The organism is Nonomuraea sp. B12E4, assembly GCF_039871825.1.
Lineage (GTDB): Bacteria > Actinomycetota > Actinomycetes > Streptosporangiales > Streptosporangiaceae > Nonomuraea.
This window is the reverse complement of record NZ_JBDPME010000012.1, coordinates 95,188-113,935: the sequence shown is the minus strand read 5'-3', so window position 1 is coordinate 113,935 and position 18,748 is coordinate 95,188. Positions and strand designations below refer to the sequence as shown.

Sequence of the window (18,748 nt, the reverse complement as noted above, 5' to 3'; positions counted from 1 at the left end):
CCGGTGCGCGGTTGTTTCGCGGGTGGGTACGGCGCGTGGCTACAGGTGGGCCTTGTTTGTGGCCACGCGCCGGTTCCGTGGTTGGGGTGTCAGGGGTGTAGGCGGAGGGCCTCCGTCAGGGCGGTGAGGCGTTGGGGGGAGGCTAGACCTGCGTGGTACAGGTGGAATTCTGTGGCGCCGGCCTTTGCGTATGTCCTCAGGTGGTCCGCCACGACGGTTGGGTCGGCTGGGCGGGGCGGGAGGGCCAGGACGTAGGCGCCTACTCGTTGGGTGGGGGTGGCGAGGTCCTTGAGGCGGGCCAGGCGGGTGGCGTCCGTGGTGGGGTCGCCCCAGCAGTTGGCTACCAGGACGTCTGCTTCCGGTTCGCCGGCGGGGAGGGGGGCGAAGGCGCCGGCTGCCCAGGGGTCGGGGTTGGCGTGGAGGGTGATGGGGGTGCCGGGGGCAATGCGCCGGGCCGTGGTGATCAGGCGGGTGCGGAGGGAGGTGGACAGGTTGACCCGGATGGATTTGACCTCGTCGGACAGGGGGCCGAGGGCCTGGTCCACCGTGTCGGGGGCGGGGGGTTGGGGGGTCGATGTGGGGAATGGGGTGCGGTCTATGACGGCGCGGACTCGGGCGCGGGTTTCTGGGGGATAGCGGTCGGCGCAGGCCGTGCAGAAGCACAGGGAGAGGAGGTCGGCGTCGGTCGGGGTCCAGTCGGCGCCGGAGGTTTTCTCGTGGACGCTCTGGTGGCCGAAGCCCAGAGGGCCGCAGGCTTCCAGAATGAGGCCGTCCGGCTCGCCCACCTCCAGGATCTCGCGGACCAGGCGCTCACAGTAGTCGACGACGTCCTCGTGGGCGGGGCAGAGGGCGTACGGGTACGGGTCGCCGAAGGCGTTTCGTACCACGAGGTCGGGATTTGCGGCGCCCAGGTGGGAGTTGTGGGTGAGGACGGTCCAGGCGTGGACCTGGAGGCCGACGGCCTTCAGGGCGTCCCGGGCCTGGAGGTAGGCGTCCGGTGCGGTCCAGGTGGGGGCGGCCGGGACCAGGCGGGACCAGGACGACGGGCGGATGGGGAGGTAGAACGCCGGATACGGGACGTCCAGGACGCGGTGCGAGGGGTGGTAGGGCGTGGCGGCGCGGGTCGAGTGGTAGCCGGCCGCCAGGGCCACTGCTTCCACGCCCAGGGCTGCCAGGCGCTCGGGGGCCTTCGGGTCGCCGACGACGTCCCAGGGGTAGACGTACGCGATGTTCACCAGCGGGGTCTCCCAGCGGAGAAAGAGGGCTCGAAGCGTTGCATGTATGTGGTGTCGTCTCTCGCCACGATTCCGCACTTGTCGTATTGCTCGTTCATGCGGGCCAGGGCGTCACGGTCGAGTTCGATGCCCAGGCCCGGACCCGTCGGTACGGGGACGGCGCCGTCCGCGAAACGCAGCGCGCCGGGTGCGACCACGTCCTGGCCGTCCTGCCAGGGAGTGTGGGTGTCGCAGGCGAAAGTGAGGTTCGGGGTGGCGGCCGCCAGGTGGGTCATCGCGGCCAGGCTGATGCCGAGATGCGAGTTGGAGTGCATGGACAACGAGAGACCGAACGTGTCACACAGGCTGGCGACGTGCGAGGACCGTACGAGACCGCCCCAATAGTGGTGGTCCAGGAGGAGTACGCCGATGGCGCGGGATGCGATGGCGGGCGGGAGGTGTTCGGAGGTCACCACGCACATGTTCGTGGCCAGGGGCATGGGGACGGCGGCCGCCACTTCCGCCATGCCGGGAATTCCGGGTGTGGGGTCCTCCAGATACTGGAGGGTGCCTTCCAGTTCCCGGCCCACGCGGATCGACGTCTCCACCGTCCAGGCCGCGTTCGGGTCGAGGCGGAGCGGTATGTCCGGGAATGCCTCGTGAAGGGCCCGGATCCCGGCGACCTCCTGATCCGGAGGATAGACGCCGCCCTTGAGCTTGATCGACTTGAAGCCGTACTCCTTGATCAGGAGGTCGGCCTGCGCAACCAGGCCGGCTTCGTCCAGGGCCGCGCCGAAGCGGTCGGGCTCTGAGTCCGGGTGGCCCGCCCACTTGTAGAAGAGGTACGCGCTGTACGGCACCGCGTCCCTGACCTGCCCGCCCAGCAGGTCCGATACCGGCACTCCTGCCGCCTTGCCGCGAATGTCCAGACAGGCCACCTCAAAGGGGGAGAAGACCCGGTCGATGGATTTCTCCTTGGTGGCGACGCCCGTCAAGCCGTGCAGGTCGGTCACCGCATCGCCGACGATCGCGCTGATCCGGGCGTACATCGTGTGCGTCGCGTGCACCTCCAGGCCCACCAACGCCTGCGCGCACTGCCGGACCTTGCCCAGGTGCTGCAGATCGCCGTACGTCTCGCCCAACCCGGTCAGACCCTCGTCGGTGACGACCTCGACAATGGTACGAAGAGCCCACGGTTCGTGGACTCCGGCGGCGTTGAGAAGGGGCGGATCCCGGAAAGCCACAGGAGTTACGTGGATCTGCCTGATGATCATTCAAACCCCGTCCATATATGTGAACAATAGCCAGATTTGTGGACAAGTTGCCGCAACTGTAAGAATTAAGCCGAAGCAGTGTCAAGACTCCGAAGGGCCATTCGATGATCTACGGATACGACCCCAGGACCGGCGCCACCGTGGGTGACGCCCTGCCCGAGACTGACAGTGCCGGGGTCGACATGATCGTTTCTGCCGCGGCGGCCGCCGGTGCCGCCTGGCGGGCGACCCCGGCGGCCGAGCGGGCGGTCGCGCTCGAAGCCGTCGCCGACGCGCTCGCCGCCCACGTCGACGAGCTGTGGCGGCTCGCCGACCAGGAGACCGCACTCGGCGAGGTGCGGCTGCGCGGCGAGGTGGGGCGCACGGCCGGGCAGTTCAGGCTCTTCGCCGAGGTGATCAGGGACGGCGGTTACCTGGAGGCCATCATCGATCACGCCGACGCCTCGCTCGCACCGCCCCGGCCGGACGTACGGCGGATGATGCACGCGCTGCCGGGAGTCGTGGCCGTGTTCGCGGCCAGCAACTTCCCGTTCGCCTTCTCCGTGGCCGGTGGCGACACCGCTTCGGCGCTGGCCGCCGGGTGCCCCGTGGTCGTCAAGGCGCACCCCGGGCACCCGAACACCTCCGCGCGGGTGGCGAAGATCGTACGCGACGCGCTGCCGTACCCCGATCTGCTGGGGCTGGTACAGGGTATGCAGGCCGGGATCGACCTGGTGCAGCACCCCGGGGTGGTCGCGGCAGGGTTCACCGGGTCCGTGGCCGGGGGCAAGGCGATCCAGAAGCTGATCGACGAGCGCGAGGTGCCGATCCCGTTCTTCGGCGAGCTCGGCAGCGTCAATCCCGTGGTCGTGCTGCCCTCGGCGCCGGTCAAGGAGGTGGCGGCGGGGTTCGCCGGGTCGCTGACGCTCGGGGTCGGGCAGTTCTGTACGAACCCTGGGCTCATGTTCGTGCCCGAGGGCGAGGAGTTGGAGAAGGCACTGGCGGAGGCCATCGAGGGGACCACCGGGGGGCCCATGCTGGCCGAGCGGATCCGGGATGGGTATGTCGGGGGCGTCGAGCGGCTGGGGCAACTGCGGCTGCTGGCCGAGGGCAAGCCCGGACAGGGTGCTTGGGCGGTCACGCCGAAGGTGTTCACCACGGATCTGGGCTCGTTCGAGGAGAAGCTGCCGCGTATCGCCGAGGAGTGCTTCGGTCCGGCGTCGATCGTGGTGACCTATCGGGAGGTTTCTGACCTGCGGCCCGTGCTTGAGCGGTTGGAGGGGTCGCTGACCGCCACCGTACACGGCACCGAGCCGGGGGAGGCCGGAGAGGTCGCCGAGGTGCTGGGCAGGAAGGCCGGGCGGCTGATCTGGAACGGCTGGCCCACCGGGGTCGCGGTGTGCTGGGCGATGCAGCACGGGGGCCCGTGGCCTGCTGCCACCACGACCACCACGTCGGTCGGGGCCACGGCCATCGGTCGGTGGCTGGCGCCGACGGCGTACCAGGACTGGCCGGAGGAGCTGCTGCCGGAGGAGCTGAAGGACGCCAACCCGCTGTCGATTCCGCGGCGGGTGGATGGTCGTTTGCAGGCCTGAGCGGCGGCTCTCCTCGGTAGCGCCCTCGTGGGTGTCGGCGGGGCAGGTCGGCGTTCGGTCCGGCGTGCCCCGCTGAGGGTTGATACGCGGGTGTTCGGTGGCTTTGTCCTTTGACCCGGGGCAGGCGGTGTCCGGTGTGCCTTGTTCTGCGGCCGGTGTTTTCGTGCTCCCCGTGTGGAGCGGTCGTGTTCTTGGCGGGCTTGCCCACTGTGACAGGGGTGGGCCCGTGGTTGGGCGGGCGTTGTGCTGTTCGGCGGGATGCTTCTACTCCTGGGAGCTTATGTCGGGTGCCTCTACTCCCAACGTTGCAGGGGAAATGTCCTCCTCCGGCCCGACGACGTGGCCCTGCGCCGTGAGCCACGATCCTCAACATCAAGGCGGTTCCGCCGATGCCAGGTGACGTGTACGTCGCCGCGGGAGGAAAGGGCGAAGCACATGCTGATCATCGAGCTTCTGGTGCCCAAGGATGTGTTCAGCGAGGAGCAGCGCCGAGAAATGGCGACGCGGCTGACGGCCCGACGACTGCTGTCCGGGGCCGGGACGGAGGCGGGCGTCGACGCGGGGGTTCTCGATTGGTACGAGTCGCTGACCCACGTGGTGGTTCGTGAGCCGGACGTTTGGATCGCGGATGGGGTGCCCGCGACCGGGCCGCGTTACCTGGTGAACGTCTATGTCGGTGCCTGGGGCAAGGAGATGAGCGAGCACCTGATCTCGCGGATCACCCAGGAACTGGCGGCGGGGGAGGATGATCCGCAACGGCTGTTCCGCGAGCCTCATGCCCTTGTCAACGTCATCGGGATCGCGGAGGGAAGTTACGGGCTCTTTGGGCGGGTACAGCGGTCCACGGACGCTCTGGCGATGATCGAGAAGGCCAAGGAGCCCGCGCCGGCGGAGGTGCCGCCGGGTATGGTTCTGGACCCGGTCTGCGGTGCGGTCCTGCCCCTCGAAGACGCCGTCACGCTGGAACGCGATGGTGAGACGTTCGCGTTCTGCTGTTCGCATTGCCGGGGACATTTCGCCAAGCGGCAGCGTCTCCACGCATAGGACCACGCCGGCCTCCGCGTCCCGACCGGTGTGCTCAGCGGCTGAGTCGGCAAGGGGGTGGCCCAGGTCCGGGAGGTGGGGGGTGCGGTCCTGGGGTCGGGTCTGAGGTGGGGGTGTGGTCCTGGGGTGGTCGGGTTCGGGTGGGGAGGTTAGGTGCCGGTGATCTCCAGGCCGGTGGCGATGATCTGCTTCAACCGGGCCTCATGCTCGGGCGTCGGGTCCACCAGCGGCGCCCGTACGCCTCCCACATCCAGCCCTCTCAACCGCACCCCCGCCTTCACCAGCGACACCGCGTACCCGGGTACGAGGTCCCGCAGGTCCACCAGCGGCAGGTAGAAATCGGTCAGCAGCCGCCGCACCAGAACCTCGTCCCCGCCCGTCACGGCCTTGTAGAAGGCCAGTGCGATCTCGGGCGCGAACGCGAACACCGCGCTGGAGTACAGACTCACCCCGAGCCCCCGATAGGCGGGCACGGTCAGCTCGGCGGTGGGCAGGCCGTTGAAGAAGGTGAACTCCTTGTCCGTCGCCCGCCGTACGGTCAGGATGATCCGCTGCAGCAGGTCGAAGTCCCCGAGCCCGTCCTTGAACCCGATCACGTTGGGCACCTGGGCCAGCTCGGCGACCGCCGCGGGTGTGAAGCGGGCGGTGCCGCGCTGGTAGATGACGACCGGCAGGCCGGCCGCCTCGGCGACTTCGCGTACGTACCGGACCAGGCCGGTGGGTGGGCCGCTGACCAGGTAGGGAGGCATCAGCAGTAGCCCGTCGGCGCCCTGCTCGGCCGCCGCGCGGGCGATGGTCCTGGCGGTGGGCAGCGGGCCCCCGGCGCCGCTGAAGACGGGCACGCGCCCCGCGGTGGCGGCGACCGAGGTCGCGACCACCCTGGTGTAGTCCTCCAGGTCGAGGGCACTGAACTCACCGGTGCCACACGCGGTGAACACTCCTCCCGCCCCGGCCGCGACCCCCTGGGCGACGTGCCGGGCCAGTACGGGTTCGGCGAGGGCGCCATCGGCCCCGAAGGGGGTCACCGGAAAGAAGAGAACACCATCTAGCCGCATCAACAGTCCTTTCTAGCGGATGCCCTCCCTGCGGAGAGTGGCAGCCAGCTTGCGGGTGTGTTTGATCACCGCGTCGGTGATCCGCTCGACCTCGGCGGGCGCGAGCGCCGCCGGCATCGAACAGCTGATCGCGTCCGTGGCCGGGATGCGGTAATCGACCGCCACGGCCACGCACGCCACTCCTGGTGTGCCCTGCTCGCGCTCGTAGGACCAGCCTCTGGTGCGGACCTGGTCGAGCTCCACGGTCAGCTTGGTCAGGTCGGTGATGGTGTGCTCGGTCAGCCCCGTCAGCGGGTCGGGCAGCAGCGCCACGACCTCGTCGTCCGTGAGCTGGGCGAGCAGCACCTGGCCGAGCGCCGTGACGTGGGCGGGCAGCCGTCGGCCCACCCTGGGGACCACGTGGTCCACCTCGCGCGAGTCCCTGGTCGCCAGGTAGAGCACGTGCGCCCCGTCCCTGCGGGCGAAGTGCGCGGTCTGCCCGACCTCCGCCCGCAGGTCCTCCAGCGTCTCCTGGGCGAACGGCAGCGCGGGATCCTTGTCCAGGTAAGCGGTGCCGGTCAGCAGCGCGTGCGGCCCGATCCCGAACGCCGACCTGGCCGAGTCGGTCTCGACCCAGTTGAGCTCCACCAATGTCCGCATGAGAGCGTGCAGGCTGCTGCGCGGGAACCCGGTGCGCTGTTGCAGCTCCGACAAGGTCAGGCTGTTGTGGGATTGGGCGAGGGCTTCGAGGATGCGTACCGTCCGCTCTGCGGACTTGACCAACTGGGGTTCCATACTCATCCCATCTCGACGGCGGCGGCTTCCAAGTGTCAGGATATGAGATAGCGTCCAGATACATGGACACTTAACCCTTCACCGCCCCGCTTGTCAGACCGCGCATGAACTGCCGCTGGAACGCCAGGAAGGCGATGATCGACGGCAGCAGGGCCAGCAGCGAGGCCGCCAGCAGCACGCCGATGCCGGCCTCCTCGTCCGACCGCAGCGAGCGCAGCGCGATAGGGAGCGTCCACATGTCGGATTCCGGCGCCACGATCAGGGGCAGCAGATACTGGTCCCAGATCATGGTGAAGCCGAACACGCCGATCACGCCGAGCGCCGGGCGGCACAGGGGCAGGATGATCGTGGCGAAGATGCGCAGCTCGCCCGCGCCGTCGATGCGCGCGGCCTCCTCCAGCTCGACCGGCACCTCCTTCATGAACTCGGTCATGACGAGGATGGAGAAGCCCCAGGCGCCGACCGGCAGGATCATGCCCGCGTACGTGCCGATGAGGTTCACGTGCAGCAGCGGCATGTCGGCCAGGACGAGCGAGAGGGGGATCGCGATGATCTCCTCGGGCAGCATCATCGTGGCGAGCATGATCAGCATCACGAACGCCATGCCACGGAACTTCTTGCGCGCCAGCGCGTAGGCGGCGAAGACGCTCACCAGCATCTGCAGCAGCAGGCCGAAGCCCACGACCACGAACGAGTTGAACAGGTAGAGGTAGACGTTCTTGTCCTTGGCCTGGAAGAAGTTCTCCAGGGTGAGCTCGTCGGGCCACAGGGAGAAGGACGTCGGGTCGAGGGTCTTGCTGAACGCGCTGATCAGCAGCCCGACCAGTGGCCCAGTGAAAACAACCACCATAAGCCCATAAATCAGGACTTTTCCGATGACAGCCAGCGGCCCTCTATGCCCTTCCAGCCCCAGAGCGCTGTCGAACTTCATGATGCCGCCTGCCTCCTGCGCAACGTCTGCACGATCACCGTGAGCGCCAGCGTGGCCAGGAACAGCACGATCCCGCCCGCCGAGGCCACCCCCAGCTCGTTCTTCTGGAACCCGAGCTTGTAGACCAAGGTCATCAGCACCTCGGACGAGCCGTTCGGCCCGCCGTCCGTCAGCACGTAGACCTCGACGAACACGCGCAGCCCGCGAATGGCGGCCAGCGTGAACAGGATCCAGAACACCGGCCGCAGGGCGGGCAGCGTGATGTGCCGCAGCCTGCGCCAGGTGGAGGCGCCGTCCACCGCCGCCGCCTCGTAGAGCGAGCGGTCCACACCCACCAGCCCGGCCAGGAAGATCATCATGTCGTACGGCGTCCCGCGCCAGATGCTCATCAGCATGATCGACCACAGCGACGAGTGCTCGCTGGCGAGCCAGGGCTGCGGGTCGATGCCCACCCAGCCGATGATGACGTTGAGCATCCCGCTGTCCGCCGGGTGGAACATGATGCGCCACACCTCGGCCACGGCGGCCATCGTGGTGACGACCGGCAGGAAGGCCGCGGTCCTGACGAACCACAGGTATCGGGCGGGACCCTCGATGAGCAGCGCGAACCCCAGCCCCAGCAGCAGCGAGCCGACCGTGGTGCCCAGCGCCAGCACCGCGCTGTGCGTGATGGCGGCGGCGAACTCGTCGTCCGTGATGATGGTCTGGTAGTTCTGCAGCCCGACCCATTCGTCGCCGAGGAACGTCTGGACCTTGAAGAGGCTCTTCCACAGGCCCACGAACATCGGGATGAACTTGAAGTACAGGAACAGGATCAGCGCCGGCGCCAGGAACAGCCAGGCGATCAGCGCCCCCCGCCACCGCGCCGACCTGGGGCGGTGGCCGGGGGACGCCGGTCGGCTGCGGGCCGGCGTCAGGGTGGAGGTCATGACGCTTTCTGGCTCTGCAGTTCCTGGGTGAGCTTGGTCTGCAGCTCATCCATCTTCGTCTTGACGTCCGCCGAGCAGTCGGCCCAGACGGCGTTGATGGCGTCGGCGGAGTCCTGGCGGATCGGCGTCCAGCTCGGCACCGGCGGGGCGTAGACGGCGTTCGCGTAGGACTCCTGGAACACCTTCCAGCGTGGGTCCTGCCGCTCGGCGGCCATGTCGACCGTGGTGTTGACCGGCAGGCGGACGATGGCGCCGTCGGCGTCCTTGTTCATGCCGATCTTCTGGCCGTCGGGGGAGATGGCGAACTCGGCGAACTTCTTCTGCGCGTCCTCCATCGTGGACCCGGCCATCATGTAGACGTTCTCGCCCTCGCCGAGGGTGCCGGGACCGCCGGCCGGGCCCTTGGGCACGGGCAGGACCTCGATCTTGTCGGTGCCGATGCTCTTGACGAACCTGGCCAGCACGTACGGGCCGACGACGTAGATGCCGCCCTGGCCCTTCTCGAACACCTCGTGCGTGATCGTGGTGTCGTTGCTGACCGCGCCCGGATTGACGGTCTTGGTCTTGCAGAACTGGTCCTGCAGGTACCGCACGGCCTCGACGAACTTGGGGTCGTTGGCGGTGGGCACGTACTTGCCGGGGCCGTTGGCCTTGAGGAAGTCGGAGCCGTTGGCGTAGATGAACGAGGAGGCGTACCAGGAGGCGTAGCCGCGCTTGGTGCCGGCCGGGGCGACGAAGCCGCTGGTGTCCTTCTCGCCGTTCCCGTCGGGGTCCTGCTCGGTGAACGCGGTGGCCAGCTTGGCCAGGTCCTCCCAGGTCTGGGGCGGCTCCATGCCGAGCTTCTCGCGCCAGTCCTTGCGGACGATCATCGCGAACGCCTGGCCGGAGAACGGGGCGCCGTAGTATTTGCCGTCACTGCCCTGGGCGGCCGTCCAGGCCCGCTCCTCGAGTTTGTCACCGCCGGCCAGGGTCGCCTTGTCCACCTCGCGCAGCCAGCCCTGGGTCTGCATGGTGCCGAGCTGGGCGGTGTCATTGATGACGATGTCGGGAAGCTGTTTCTGGGCAGCCTGCTGGTTCAGCTTGGTCTCGAAGTCGTCGAACAGCGCGACGACTTTGGTCTTCACCCCGCCGGCCTTGGTAAATGCGTCAGCGAGTTTCTTGGCCGTCTTGGCGGAAGCCGATTCGGGCGGCTGCCGGATCCAGATCTCCAGGGTGTCGTCTGACGAGCCCGATCCTCCGGAGCCACAGCCGGTCAGCGTTGCGGCCAGAGCCGCTGTTAATGCGACCCCCAGCATACGACGTGACATCAGACCGCCTCCCGTTCACATACGTGGACATGAGTCGTGCACTTGAATACGTGCCTGTGAACGTAACTACTCGCAAGCGGCGCGGTCAATATTCAAGTATGTGAATTTCCGTCAGAATCGTGTACAAGGTTGATGCATGCGCATTCTCATGACAGGAGCCGCCGGAAAAGTTGCCAGGCTGCTTCGCCCGCGGCTCGCCCGCGAGGGTCGTACGCTGCGGCTTTCCGACATTGAGCCGGTCGAGCCGGGGCCGGGCGAGGAGTGGGCGGCGGCCGACCTGGCCGACCCGGCCGCCATGGCCGAGGCGATGAAGGGCGTGGACGCGATCCTCCACCTTGGCGGCCAGAGCAGAGAACACCCCTGGGCCGACATCGTGCAGGCCAACATCAACGGTACGCAGGTGCTGCTGGAGGCGGCCCGCGAGGCCGGGGTCGGGCACGTCGTCCTCATGGGCAGCCACCACGCGGCCGGCTTCCACACCCGGCCCGAGGAGGGCTCCGACCTGCCCGACTACGCCTTTCCGCGGCCCGACACCTATTACGGCGTGAGCAAGGTCGTCATGGAGGCGCTCGGCAGTCTCTACCACGACCGTTTCGGCATGAACGTCACCGTGGTCAGGCTCGGCACCTGCAACGAGGGCTCGGCGGACACGCGCGGGCTGGCCACCTGGATCTCCCCGGACGACCTGACCCGCCTGGTCGAGGCCGCGTTCGTCGCGCCCGGCTACCACGTGGTCTGGGGCGTCTCCGACAACGCCCGCCGCTGGTGGTCCCTGGAGGAGGCCCGCGCGATCGGGTACGTCTCCCAGGACGACTCCGAGGCCCAGGCCGCCGCGCTCATCGCCGAGCAGGGCGAGCCCGACCTGACCGAGCCCCTGCACCACCGGGCGGGCGGCGTCTTCACCCTCAGGGAACTGGGCGGCTCCTGGTAACCAGCGAACTGGTAACACCCCACCCCGGCCCGTGCCCGCGTGCCAGACTCACGTGGATAGGGGCGCTGCGGCCCGCGGCAGCGTTTCGTTGCGGGCCGGCGCGGGGAGCTCGATAGCAACCGGTTGCAAGAACCTTGACGGCTCAAGGCATGAAGGTCAAGGTTTGATCTGGCAACCGTTTGCAAGGGAGGACGGCGATGGCGGCGACGATCAAGGATGTGGCGCGCGCCTGCGGCGTGCACGTGTCCACGGTGTCCCGTAGCTTCTCCGCACCGCACCTGGTCAATCCGGCCACCAGGAGCCGCGTGCTGGCGGCGGCCGACGACCTCGGCTACCGGCCGAACCGGGCGGCCAGGGCGCTCACGACGGGACGCACGTACAACATGGGCCTGATCGTCGCGGACATCGCCAACCCGTTCTTCCCGCCGCTCATCAAGGCCGCGCAGGCGCAGGCCAGGGGGCGCGACTACCACGTGTTCGTGGCCGACACCGACGAGGACCCGCGGGTCGAGGAGGAGCTGATCAGGACGCTCACCAAGCAGGTGGACGGCGTCCTGCTGTGCAGCCCCCGGCTGTCCAACCGGATGATCGAGCGGCTGGCGGAGGACGTGCCGTTCGTCGTGGTCAACCGGCGGATCAAGGGCATGCCCGCGGTGCTCATGAACGTCGCCCAGGGCGCCAAGCTCGCGCTGGACCACCTGGCCGGGCTCGGCCACCGCAGGATCGCGCTCGTGTCCGGGCCGATCGGCTCGTGGACCAGCAACGAGATGCAGGGCGTGGCCGCCGAGACGCCCGGCCTCGACCTGATCTTCTTCGGCCCCAACCAGCCGACGGAGGCAGGCGGCCTGGCCGTGGCCGCCGACGTGGCGGCCTGCGGGGCCACGGCTGTGCTCGCCTACAACGATCTCGTCGCCCTTGGCCTCATCGAAGGGCTGTCGGCGATGGAGATAGGGGTACCAGACCAGATAAGTGTGGTCGGGTTCGACGACATCCTGCCGGGACGGCTCAACCGGCCCAAGCTGACGACGGTCGCCATGCCGGCCGTGGCGGCCGGGAGGATGGCCGTCGACCTGCTGCTGCAGTCGGGGGGCGAGGGCGCGACAGTGACCCTCGACACCGCCCTCATCGTCCGCGAATCCACGGGAAGGGCCCGGTAAATGAGCGCTGCAATGATCTTCGGAACGCTGCCGTCAGGGGAGCAGGTCGAGTGCGTCGAGTTGGCGTCGGGGCGGTTGCGCGCCGAGGTCCTCACGTACGGCGCCGTCGTGCGCTCGCTGGAGGTGTCGGGCGTCAACGTCGTGCTGGGGCTGGACACGCTGGAGGACTACCTGACCCGCAGCCGCTACTTCGGCGCCGTGGTCGGCAGGTACGGCAACCGCATCGCCGGCGGCCGCTTCGTCCTCGACGGCGTCGAGTTCCGGCTGCCCGTCAACAACGGCGCCAACAGCCTGCACGGCGGCACCGAGGGCTTCGACGGCAAGGTGTGGTCGATCTCCGAGCGCTCGGGCTCGTCGGTGACGCTCACGCTGATCAGCCCCGACGGCGACCAGGGCTACCCGGGCAAGCTGACCGTCTCGGTCACGTACACGCTGGTGGAGGACGCTCTCCGCATCGACTACGCGGCCGAGACCGACGCGCCCACCGTGGTCAACCTGACCAACCACTCCTACTTCAACCTCGCCGGCGGCGGTGACGTGCTGGAGCACGTCGTCCAGATGGACGCCGCGCACTACCTGCCGGTGGACGCCGGGAAGATCCCCACGGGGGAGCTCGCGCCGGTCAAGGGCACGCCGTTCGACTTCACCGAGCCGCACGCCGTGGGGGAGCGCTACGACGGCGCCTACGACCACTGCTTCGTGCTCGACGGGCCCGCCCGGGTGACGGCCGGCGACCTCACCATGGAGGTCACCACCACCGAGCCCGGCGTGCAGTTCTACGCCGGCGGCATGCTGGACGGGACCGCCACGCCGTACGGGCCGTTCGCCGGGTTGTGCCTGGAGACGCAGCACTTCCCCGACTCGCCCAACCAGCCGCAGTTCCCCACCACCGTGCTCCGGCCGGGCGAGAACCGCACCTCGACCACGAGCTACCGCTTCATCTGACCGGGCGCAGGGCGGCCGACGCCTTGATCACCAGCAGGGCGACGTCGTCCCGCGACGGCTCGATGGCGAACGACTCGACCGCCTGGCGCACCCGTTCGGCCACCGCGTGGGCGCTCAGCCCCACGCAGGCGGACAGCAGCGCCGAGAGGCCGTCGCCGTCGTCGAGCAGCCGGCCGCCGCTGCGCCGCTCGGTCACGCCGTCGGTGACGCACAGCAGCACCTCCTCCGGCGCCAGCTCGAACGTCTCGACGTAGAACCTGGCGCCGGAGTCCACGCCCAGCAGCAACTGTGGGCTGGCCACCGGCTCGACCAGGCCGCTCGTCCGCAGCAGCAGCGGCGGGGGATGGCCGGCCGAGGCGATCGTGCACAGCGCCCCGCCCTGCGGCAGCGGGGTCAGCTCGCCGCACAGCAGGCTCAGGAACCTGCCCTCCTCGTCCTCCTCCAGCAGCGCCTGGTTGAGCCGGTCGAAGATGTCGGCCACCGTGTAGCGCTCCTTGGCCAGCAGGCGTACGGCGTGCCGGGCCAGCCCGGTGACGGCGGCCGCCTCGGGCCCGCTGCCGCACACGTCGCCGAGCGCGAAGCACCAGTGGTCGGCGACCGTGAACAGGTCGTAGAAGTCGCCGCCGACGTGTGCGCCCTCCTCGGCGGGCTCGTAGACGACCGCGGACTCCAGGCCGGGCATGGGCGCCACTCGCATCGGCAGCAGGCTGCGTTGCAGCACCCGCGACGTGGTCGCCTGCCGGGTGTACATCATGGCCGTGTGCAGGTTGAGAGCCACCAGCCGGCACAGGTCTGACAGCAGGTCGGCCAGCTCCAGCGGCAGCGTCGGCTCGGCCCGGCCGATCACCAGCGCGCCGTGTGACCTGCCCTGCGTGACCAGTGGGAACGACAGCACGGTCTCCGAGCCGACCGGCCAGCTCACCTCGTTGAGCGTCGTGTGCGGGATGGTGGGCAGCGACTTGCGCAGGGCGGCGTTGTGCTGCTCCTCGGAGTGCCAGACGTGGGCCAGCCGGGTCATCCCGGCCAGGTCGGTCAGGTAGACGGCCGCCCAGGTCGCGATCTTGGGCACCACGAGCTGCGCGGTCAGCGCCGAGATCAGCTCCTCGTCGTGCACGCCCGCCAGCAGCTCGCCCGCCTCGGCCAGGAACGACAGCCGGCCGCGGTGCGCCCGCTCCTGCTCGGCCAGCCGCTCGCGCTGCACGGGCACGGCCACCTGGTCGGCGACGTGCTGCAGGCTGACGGTGAGCTCCTCGTCGAAGCGGCCGGGCTGCGCGGCCGTCACCACGAGGTAGCCGGTCACCTCGCCGGTGACGAGCAGCGGCGCGCACACCAGCGACCGGGCGCGCAACTGCTGGGCCAGCTCGACGTCCCGGGCGAGCAGGTCCTCGACCATCGTCGGCGTGGTGAGGTCGGGGCCGAACACGCCCGTCGCCAGCACCCCCACCAGCCCCGCCGTCGCGCCCGCGCCCGCCGCCACGCCGAACCGGCTGCCCCCGTCGGCGGCCAGCAGCACGTAGGCGGCGTCGCCGCCGCTGGACACCTGCACCATCTGGGCGATCGTGCCGAGCAACTCGGCGAAGGGCATGTCCTGACCGAGCAGGTCCTTGATGCGCCCGCCCGCCTCCTTGCGCATCGGCGTGGGCGGCGGCGTCAGCACGTAGCGGTGCTCGTTGCCCACCACCATCCAGATCACCCGGCGCTCGTCGAGGCGCCCCCGGGCGCGCAGGTGGGAGACGTAGACGGGGACCAGCCTGCCGTCGGCGTGCCGCATCCGCGCCTCGCCCCGCCAGCGGCCCAGGCCGAGCGTGTCGGCGAACGACAGCGCGTACGGGCCGTGGCCGCGCCAGGCCACCATGCGCTCCAGCATCGTGCCGACGACCTGCTCGGGCCGCCAGCCGAGCAGGTGCTCCGCCTCGGAGTTCCATGACTGCACCAGCCCGTCCCGGTCGCAGACCACGACGCCGACGTGCAGCGGGTCGGCGAGCGGGGCCGGGACCGGCGGGGGCGGTGCCTCCGGGGGCTCGCAACCGTCCGCCAGCTCCATGCGCACCCACACGCGCTTGGCCGTCTTGGTGTAGGTGACGCCCCAGGCGTCGGCCAGCAGGCCGGCCAGCGCGAGCCCGCGCCCCGAGGTGCGCATCGACTCCGTCGGCATGCCTTCCTCGGCCAGGATCACCTTGGTGGGATAGTGATCGTCGACCTCGATCTCCAGTTTGGCCGGGTCGGCGTCCGTGTCCAGCCGGCAGGTCAGCTCGACGCCGGTGCCCGCGTGCACGACGGCGTTGGTCACGAGCTCGCTGGCCAGCAGGACGGCGTCTTCCGCCAGATGGTTCAGGCGCCATTCGCCCAGCACCTGGCGGACGAACTTGCGCGCGTGCGCCGGCGCGTGGGGCGTGCCGTCGAAGGCCGTGCTCGACACCCGGGTCGTGTCCACTCTGCGTCCTAGAACATCACTCGATGTGGCAGTTCGATTACTCTCAGGGTGGCAGACTGGTGCCGTCGATACCTCCAGTTGTGAAGAAGGCCGCCATGGTCGCGCGGTTGGAAAGCCCCCATGCCGGTAAACCGCTGCCGGCCGACCGGCGGGCTCAGGGGCCGGGCGGTCGCGGGACTCAGGGGAGCGGGCTCAGGGGATGAGGGCGGTGCGGAGGCGGTCGGCGTGGGCCCGGGTGAGGCCGTTGGCCAGCAGGAGCCGCTCGGCGCCGCCCTGCTCGCCCAGCGCCGCCAGGAAGGTGCGCATCGCGCTCTCCGGCGCCTCCAGCAGCATGGGCGGCATGCCGGGCACCACCGTCAGGCCGAGCATGGTCAGCACGTCGGGCAGCGCCTTGGCGGTCAGCGCGTAGTCGCGCACGATCGCCTCGTGCTCCACGCCCAGGGGGCGCAACGCGGTCTCCGCCGCGACGTCCCTGAGGTTCAGGAGAGGCATAGGTCATGTATACGAATGACCAATGAGGTGAAAAAGGGTCTTTAGCTGGACGCCGGGTGAACCTCTCGTCACCTTTGAGGGGGCCATGTCCGCCGACCACGGCGAGTCTGCGCGCGTTCAGCGGTGTCTCCGACGTACCTTTGGCATCATGGCCACCCGTACGCCGAAAAGCGCATCGAAGGGGCCGGCGAAGCGGTCGGCCTCGACTCGTTCGACCCCCGCCAAGCGCGGGACCGCGTCGGCGGGGCGCACCCGGGCCAAGGGGACCGCTTCCAGCCGCAAACCCTCGATGACCCACCAGGATCCCATCACCTGGGTGTTCACGATGATCGGCAAGCTGATCGTCGGTCTGTGGATGCTGCTCGCCAACGGCATCGGCAGCACGGCCCGCGCGCTGGGCAAGAACGCCCGGGAGCTCGATCCCGCGCACCGGCGTGACGGGGTGGGGCTGACGGTGCTGGCCGGTGCGATCGTGGTCGCGGCCATGACCTGGCGCAACTCCGACGGCGCGGTGGCCGGCGTGGTCAACGCGGCCGTGCGCGGCGTGTTCGGCTCGCTGGCCTGGGCGCTGCCGCTACTGATGGGCCTGCTGGCCTGGCGCTACCTGCGCCACCCCGACCAGAACGCCGACACCGGGCGCATGGTGATCGGCTGGGCCGCGCTGCTGGTGGGCGTGCTCGGCGTCATCCACGTGGCCAACGGCACCCCCTACCCGGCCGGCGAGGGCCAGGGCATGGACAAGGTGTCGCAGGCCGGGGGGATGGTCGGTTTCCTCGTGTCGGCGCCGCCGATGAGCATCCTGCCGTCCTGGGTCACGATCCCGCTGCTGCTCATCCTGTCCGGGTTCGGGGTGCTGGTGATCACCGCCACCCCGGTGCACCGCATTCCCGAGCGGCTGGCCGAGCTCAAGCACCTGCTGTTCGAGCGGCACGCCGAGCCGGAGCCGCGCGAGCCGGGCAAGAAGAGGGTCAGGTCCGCCAAGAAGCCCACCGAGGAGGGCGGCGACTCGGTCAAGCCCTACGACACGCCGGTGCTCTCCGACAAGGAGAAGCGTCCTGACCACTCGCCGGAGATCGTCCCCGGGCTGACGGACGAGGAGGAGGCGCCCGCTCCGGAGGCCGAGCGCAAGCCTGAGCCGCCGGAGCCGACGCCCGCGCCGCGCAAGGTGGAGCAGCTCGTGCTGTCGCCGCAGGCGGGGCCGTACAGCCTGCCCGACCTGCAGCACCTCAAGCAGGGCACGGCGCCCAAGCCACAGACCAAGGCCAACACCACCGTGGTCAACGCGCTGACCAGCGTGCTGGAGCAGTTCAGCATCGACGCGCAGGTGATCGGGTTCACCCGGGGGCCGACGGTCACCCGTTACGAGATCGAGCTGGGTCCCGCGGTCAAGGTGGAGAAGGTCACGGCGCTCACGAAGAACATCGCGTACGCCGTCAAATCCGCAGATGTCCGGATCTTGTCCCCCATCCCCGGCAAGTCGGCGATCGGGGTGGAGATCCCGAACGCGGACAAGGACCTCGTGGCGCTCGGTGACGTGCTGCGCGCCCAGGTGGCGCAGGCCGACCACCACCCGATGATCGTGGGCCTGGGCAAGGATGTCGAGGGCCGCACCATCGTCGCGAACCTCGCCAAGATGCCCCACCTGCTCATCGCGGGTGCCACCGGCGCCGGTAAGTCGGTCTGCGTCAACGGGCTGATCACCAGCATCCTGATGCGGGCCACGCCGGACGAGGTGCGGATGGTGCTGGTGGACCCCAAGCGGGTCGAGCTGAGCGTCTATGAGGGCATCCCCCACCTGATCACCCCGATCATCACAAACCCGAAAAAGGCCGCCGAGGCCCTGGAATGGGTCGTGGGGGAGATGGACCGGCGCTACGACGACCTGGCGGCGTCGGGGTTCCGGCACCTGGACGAGTTCAACAAGGCCGTACGGGCGGGCAAGCTGCAGCCGCCGCCCGGCAGCGAGCGAGTCTACCAGCCCTACCCGTACCTGCTGGTGATCGTGGACGAGCTGGCCGACCTGATGATGGTGGCCCCGCGCGACGTCGAGGACTCGATCGTCCGCATCACGCAGCTCGCCCGCGCCGCCGGCATCCACCTGGTGATCGCCACCCAGCGGCCCAGCGTGGACGTGGTCACCGGCCTGATCAAGGCCAATGTGCCCTCCAGGCTGGCGTTCGCCGTCTCGTCCCTCACCGACTCGCGGGTCATCCTCGACCAGCCGGGCGCCGACAAGCTGGTCGGCCAGGGTGACGCGCTGTTCCTGCCGATGGGCGCGAGCAAGCCCATCCGGATCCAGAATGCGTTCGTCTCGGAGAAGGAGATCGCCGAGGTCGTCACGCACTGCAAGTCGCAGATGCAGGTCGAATACCGCGAGGACGTGGCGGCCGCGCCGGTCAAGAAGGAGATCGACGAGGACATCGGCGACGACCTCGACCTGCTGATCCAGGCCGCGGAGCTGATCGTGACCACCCAGTTCGGCTCGACCTCGATGCTCCAGCGCAAGTTGCGGGTCGGGTTCGCCAAGGCCGGGCGGCTCATGGACCTGCTCGAAAGCCGCAATGTCGTCGGCCCCAGCGAAGGTTCCAAGGCGCGCGAAGTGCTGGTGAAACCGGACGATCTGCCGGGATTGCTGGCCGATCTGCGTGGCGAATGACCCCAATGCGTGATCGCACGGCGGTTACTGG

General features: G+C 69.3%; 15 protein-coding genes. 6 read left to right on the top strand and 9 right to left on the bottom strand.

Going from position 1 to position 18,748, the window contains the following annotated elements; genetic code table 11:
• Positions 1 to 89: 89 nt before the first annotated feature.
• A complete protein-coding gene (locus ABGB18_RS26335; RefSeq protein ID WP_347698266.1) occupies positions 90 to 1,235 on the bottom strand; it encodes a hypothetical protein in 1,146 nt (381 codons plus the stop codon).
• Positions 1,232 to 2,458 (bottom strand): glucarate dehydratase family protein, encoded by a 1,227-nt coding sequence (locus tag ABGB18_RS26330; RefSeq protein ID WP_347698265.1) that lies wholly within the window; start codon positions 2,456 to 2,458, stop codon positions 1,232 to 1,234. The genes ABGB18_RS26335 and ABGB18_RS26330 overlap by 4 nt, the downstream gene beginning before the upstream one ends.
• 134 nt (positions 2,459 to 2,592) lie before the next feature.
• On the opposite strand from ABGB18_RS26330, the gene ABGB18_RS26325 reads away from it, so the two are divergent.
• Positions 2,593 to 4,062, top strand: coding sequence for an aldehyde dehydrogenase (NADP(+)) (locus ABGB18_RS26325; RefSeq protein ID WP_347698264.1), 1,470 nt, complete (start codon positions 2,593 to 2,595; stop codon positions 4,060 to 4,062).
• Positions 4,063 to 4,497: 435 nt separating this feature from the next.
• The gene (locus tag ABGB18_RS26320) at positions 4,498 to 5,106 is read left to right on the top strand and encodes a YHS domain protein (protein WP_347698263.1); all 609 of its coding nucleotides are present in this window, start codon (positions 4,498 to 4,500) and stop codon (positions 5,104 to 5,106) included.
• Positions 5,107 to 5,255: 149 nt separating this feature from the next.
• Here the strand turns inward: ABGB18_RS26320 and ABGB18_RS26315 are convergent, their stop codons facing one another.
• From ABGB18_RS26315 to ABGB18_RS26295, 5 genes are all read right to left on the bottom strand, one after another.
• A complete protein-coding gene (locus ABGB18_RS26315; RefSeq protein WP_347698262.1) occupies positions 5,256 to 6,161 on the bottom strand; it encodes a 5-dehydro-4-deoxyglucarate dehydratase in 906 nt (301 codons plus the stop codon).
• A gap of 12 nt (positions 6,162 to 6,173) precedes the next feature.
• Complete coding sequence (locus ABGB18_RS26310) at positions 6,174 to 6,923, bottom strand: IclR family transcriptional regulator (protein WP_347698261.1); 750 nt, start codon at positions 6,921 to 6,923, stop codon at positions 6,174 to 6,176.
• Between the two features lie 82 nt (positions 6,924 to 7,005).
• The gene (locus ABGB18_RS26305; protein ID WP_347698260.1) at positions 7,006 to 7,785 is read right to left on the bottom strand and encodes a carbohydrate ABC transporter permease; all 780 of its coding nucleotides are present in this window, start codon (positions 7,783 to 7,785) and stop codon (positions 7,006 to 7,008) included.
• Positions 7,786 to 7,862: 77 nt separating this feature from the next.
• The gene (locus tag ABGB18_RS26300; protein WP_347698259.1) at positions 7,863 to 8,795 is read right to left on the bottom strand and encodes a sugar ABC transporter permease; all 933 of its coding nucleotides are present in this window, start codon (positions 8,793 to 8,795) and stop codon (positions 7,863 to 7,865) included.
• A complete protein-coding gene (locus ABGB18_RS26295) occupies positions 8,792 to 9,919 on the bottom strand; it encodes a sugar ABC transporter substrate-binding protein (RefSeq protein WP_347698258.1) in 1,128 nt (375 codons plus the stop codon). The genes ABGB18_RS26300 and ABGB18_RS26295 overlap by 4 nt, the downstream gene beginning before the upstream one ends.
• A 319-nt stretch (positions 9,920 to 10,238) precedes the next feature.
• On the opposite strand from ABGB18_RS26295, the gene ABGB18_RS26290 reads away from it, so the two are divergent.
• The 3 genes from ABGB18_RS26290 to ABGB18_RS26280 all read left to right on the top strand — a co-directional run bounded on the left by ABGB18_RS26290 (position 10,239) and on the right by ABGB18_RS26280 (position 13,135).
• On the top strand, positions 10,239 to 11,033 hold the full coding sequence (locus tag ABGB18_RS26290) for an NAD(P)-dependent oxidoreductase (protein WP_347698257.1): 795 nt from the start codon (positions 10,239 to 10,241) through the stop codon (positions 11,031 to 11,033).
• 197 nt (positions 11,034 to 11,230) lie between these two features.
• Positions 11,231 to 12,190, top strand: a complete 960-nt coding sequence (locus ABGB18_RS26285) for a LacI family DNA-binding transcriptional regulator (protein WP_347698256.1) — start codon at positions 11,231 to 11,233, stop codon at positions 12,188 to 12,190.
• A gap of 12 nt (positions 12,191 to 12,202) precedes the next feature.
• Positions 12,203 to 13,135 carry an aldose epimerase family protein gene (locus tag ABGB18_RS26280; RefSeq protein WP_347698255.1) on the top strand — a complete coding sequence of 311 codons (933 nt, stop codon included), beginning with the start codon at positions 12,203 to 12,205 and terminating at the stop codon, positions 13,133 to 13,135.
• Here ABGB18_RS26280 and ABGB18_RS26275 read toward each other — a convergent pair.
• Positions 13,128 to 15,569: a SpoIIE family protein phosphatase gene (locus tag ABGB18_RS26275; RefSeq protein ID WP_347698254.1), complete on the bottom strand. Its 2,442-nt coding sequence runs from the start codon at positions 15,567 to 15,569 to the stop codon at positions 13,128 to 13,130. The genes ABGB18_RS26280 and ABGB18_RS26275 overlap by 8 nt on opposite strands.
• Positions 15,570 to 15,761: 192 nt before the next feature.
• Positions 15,762 to 16,061 carry a tyrosine-protein phosphatase gene (locus ABGB18_RS26270; RefSeq protein WP_347698253.1) on the bottom strand — a complete coding sequence of 100 codons (300 nt, stop codon included), beginning with the start codon at positions 16,059 to 16,061 and terminating at the stop codon, positions 15,762 to 15,764.
• 148 nt (positions 16,062 to 16,209) lie between these two features.
• Here ABGB18_RS26270 and ABGB18_RS26265 point away from each other — a divergent pair, with 148 nt between their 5' ends.
• Positions 16,210 to 18,717 (top strand): DNA translocase FtsK 4TM domain-containing protein, encoded by a 2,508-nt coding sequence (locus tag ABGB18_RS26265; protein WP_347698252.1) that lies wholly within the window; start codon positions 16,210 to 16,212, stop codon positions 18,715 to 18,717.
• The last annotated feature ends 31 nt before the right edge of the window (positions 18,718 to 18,748 follow it).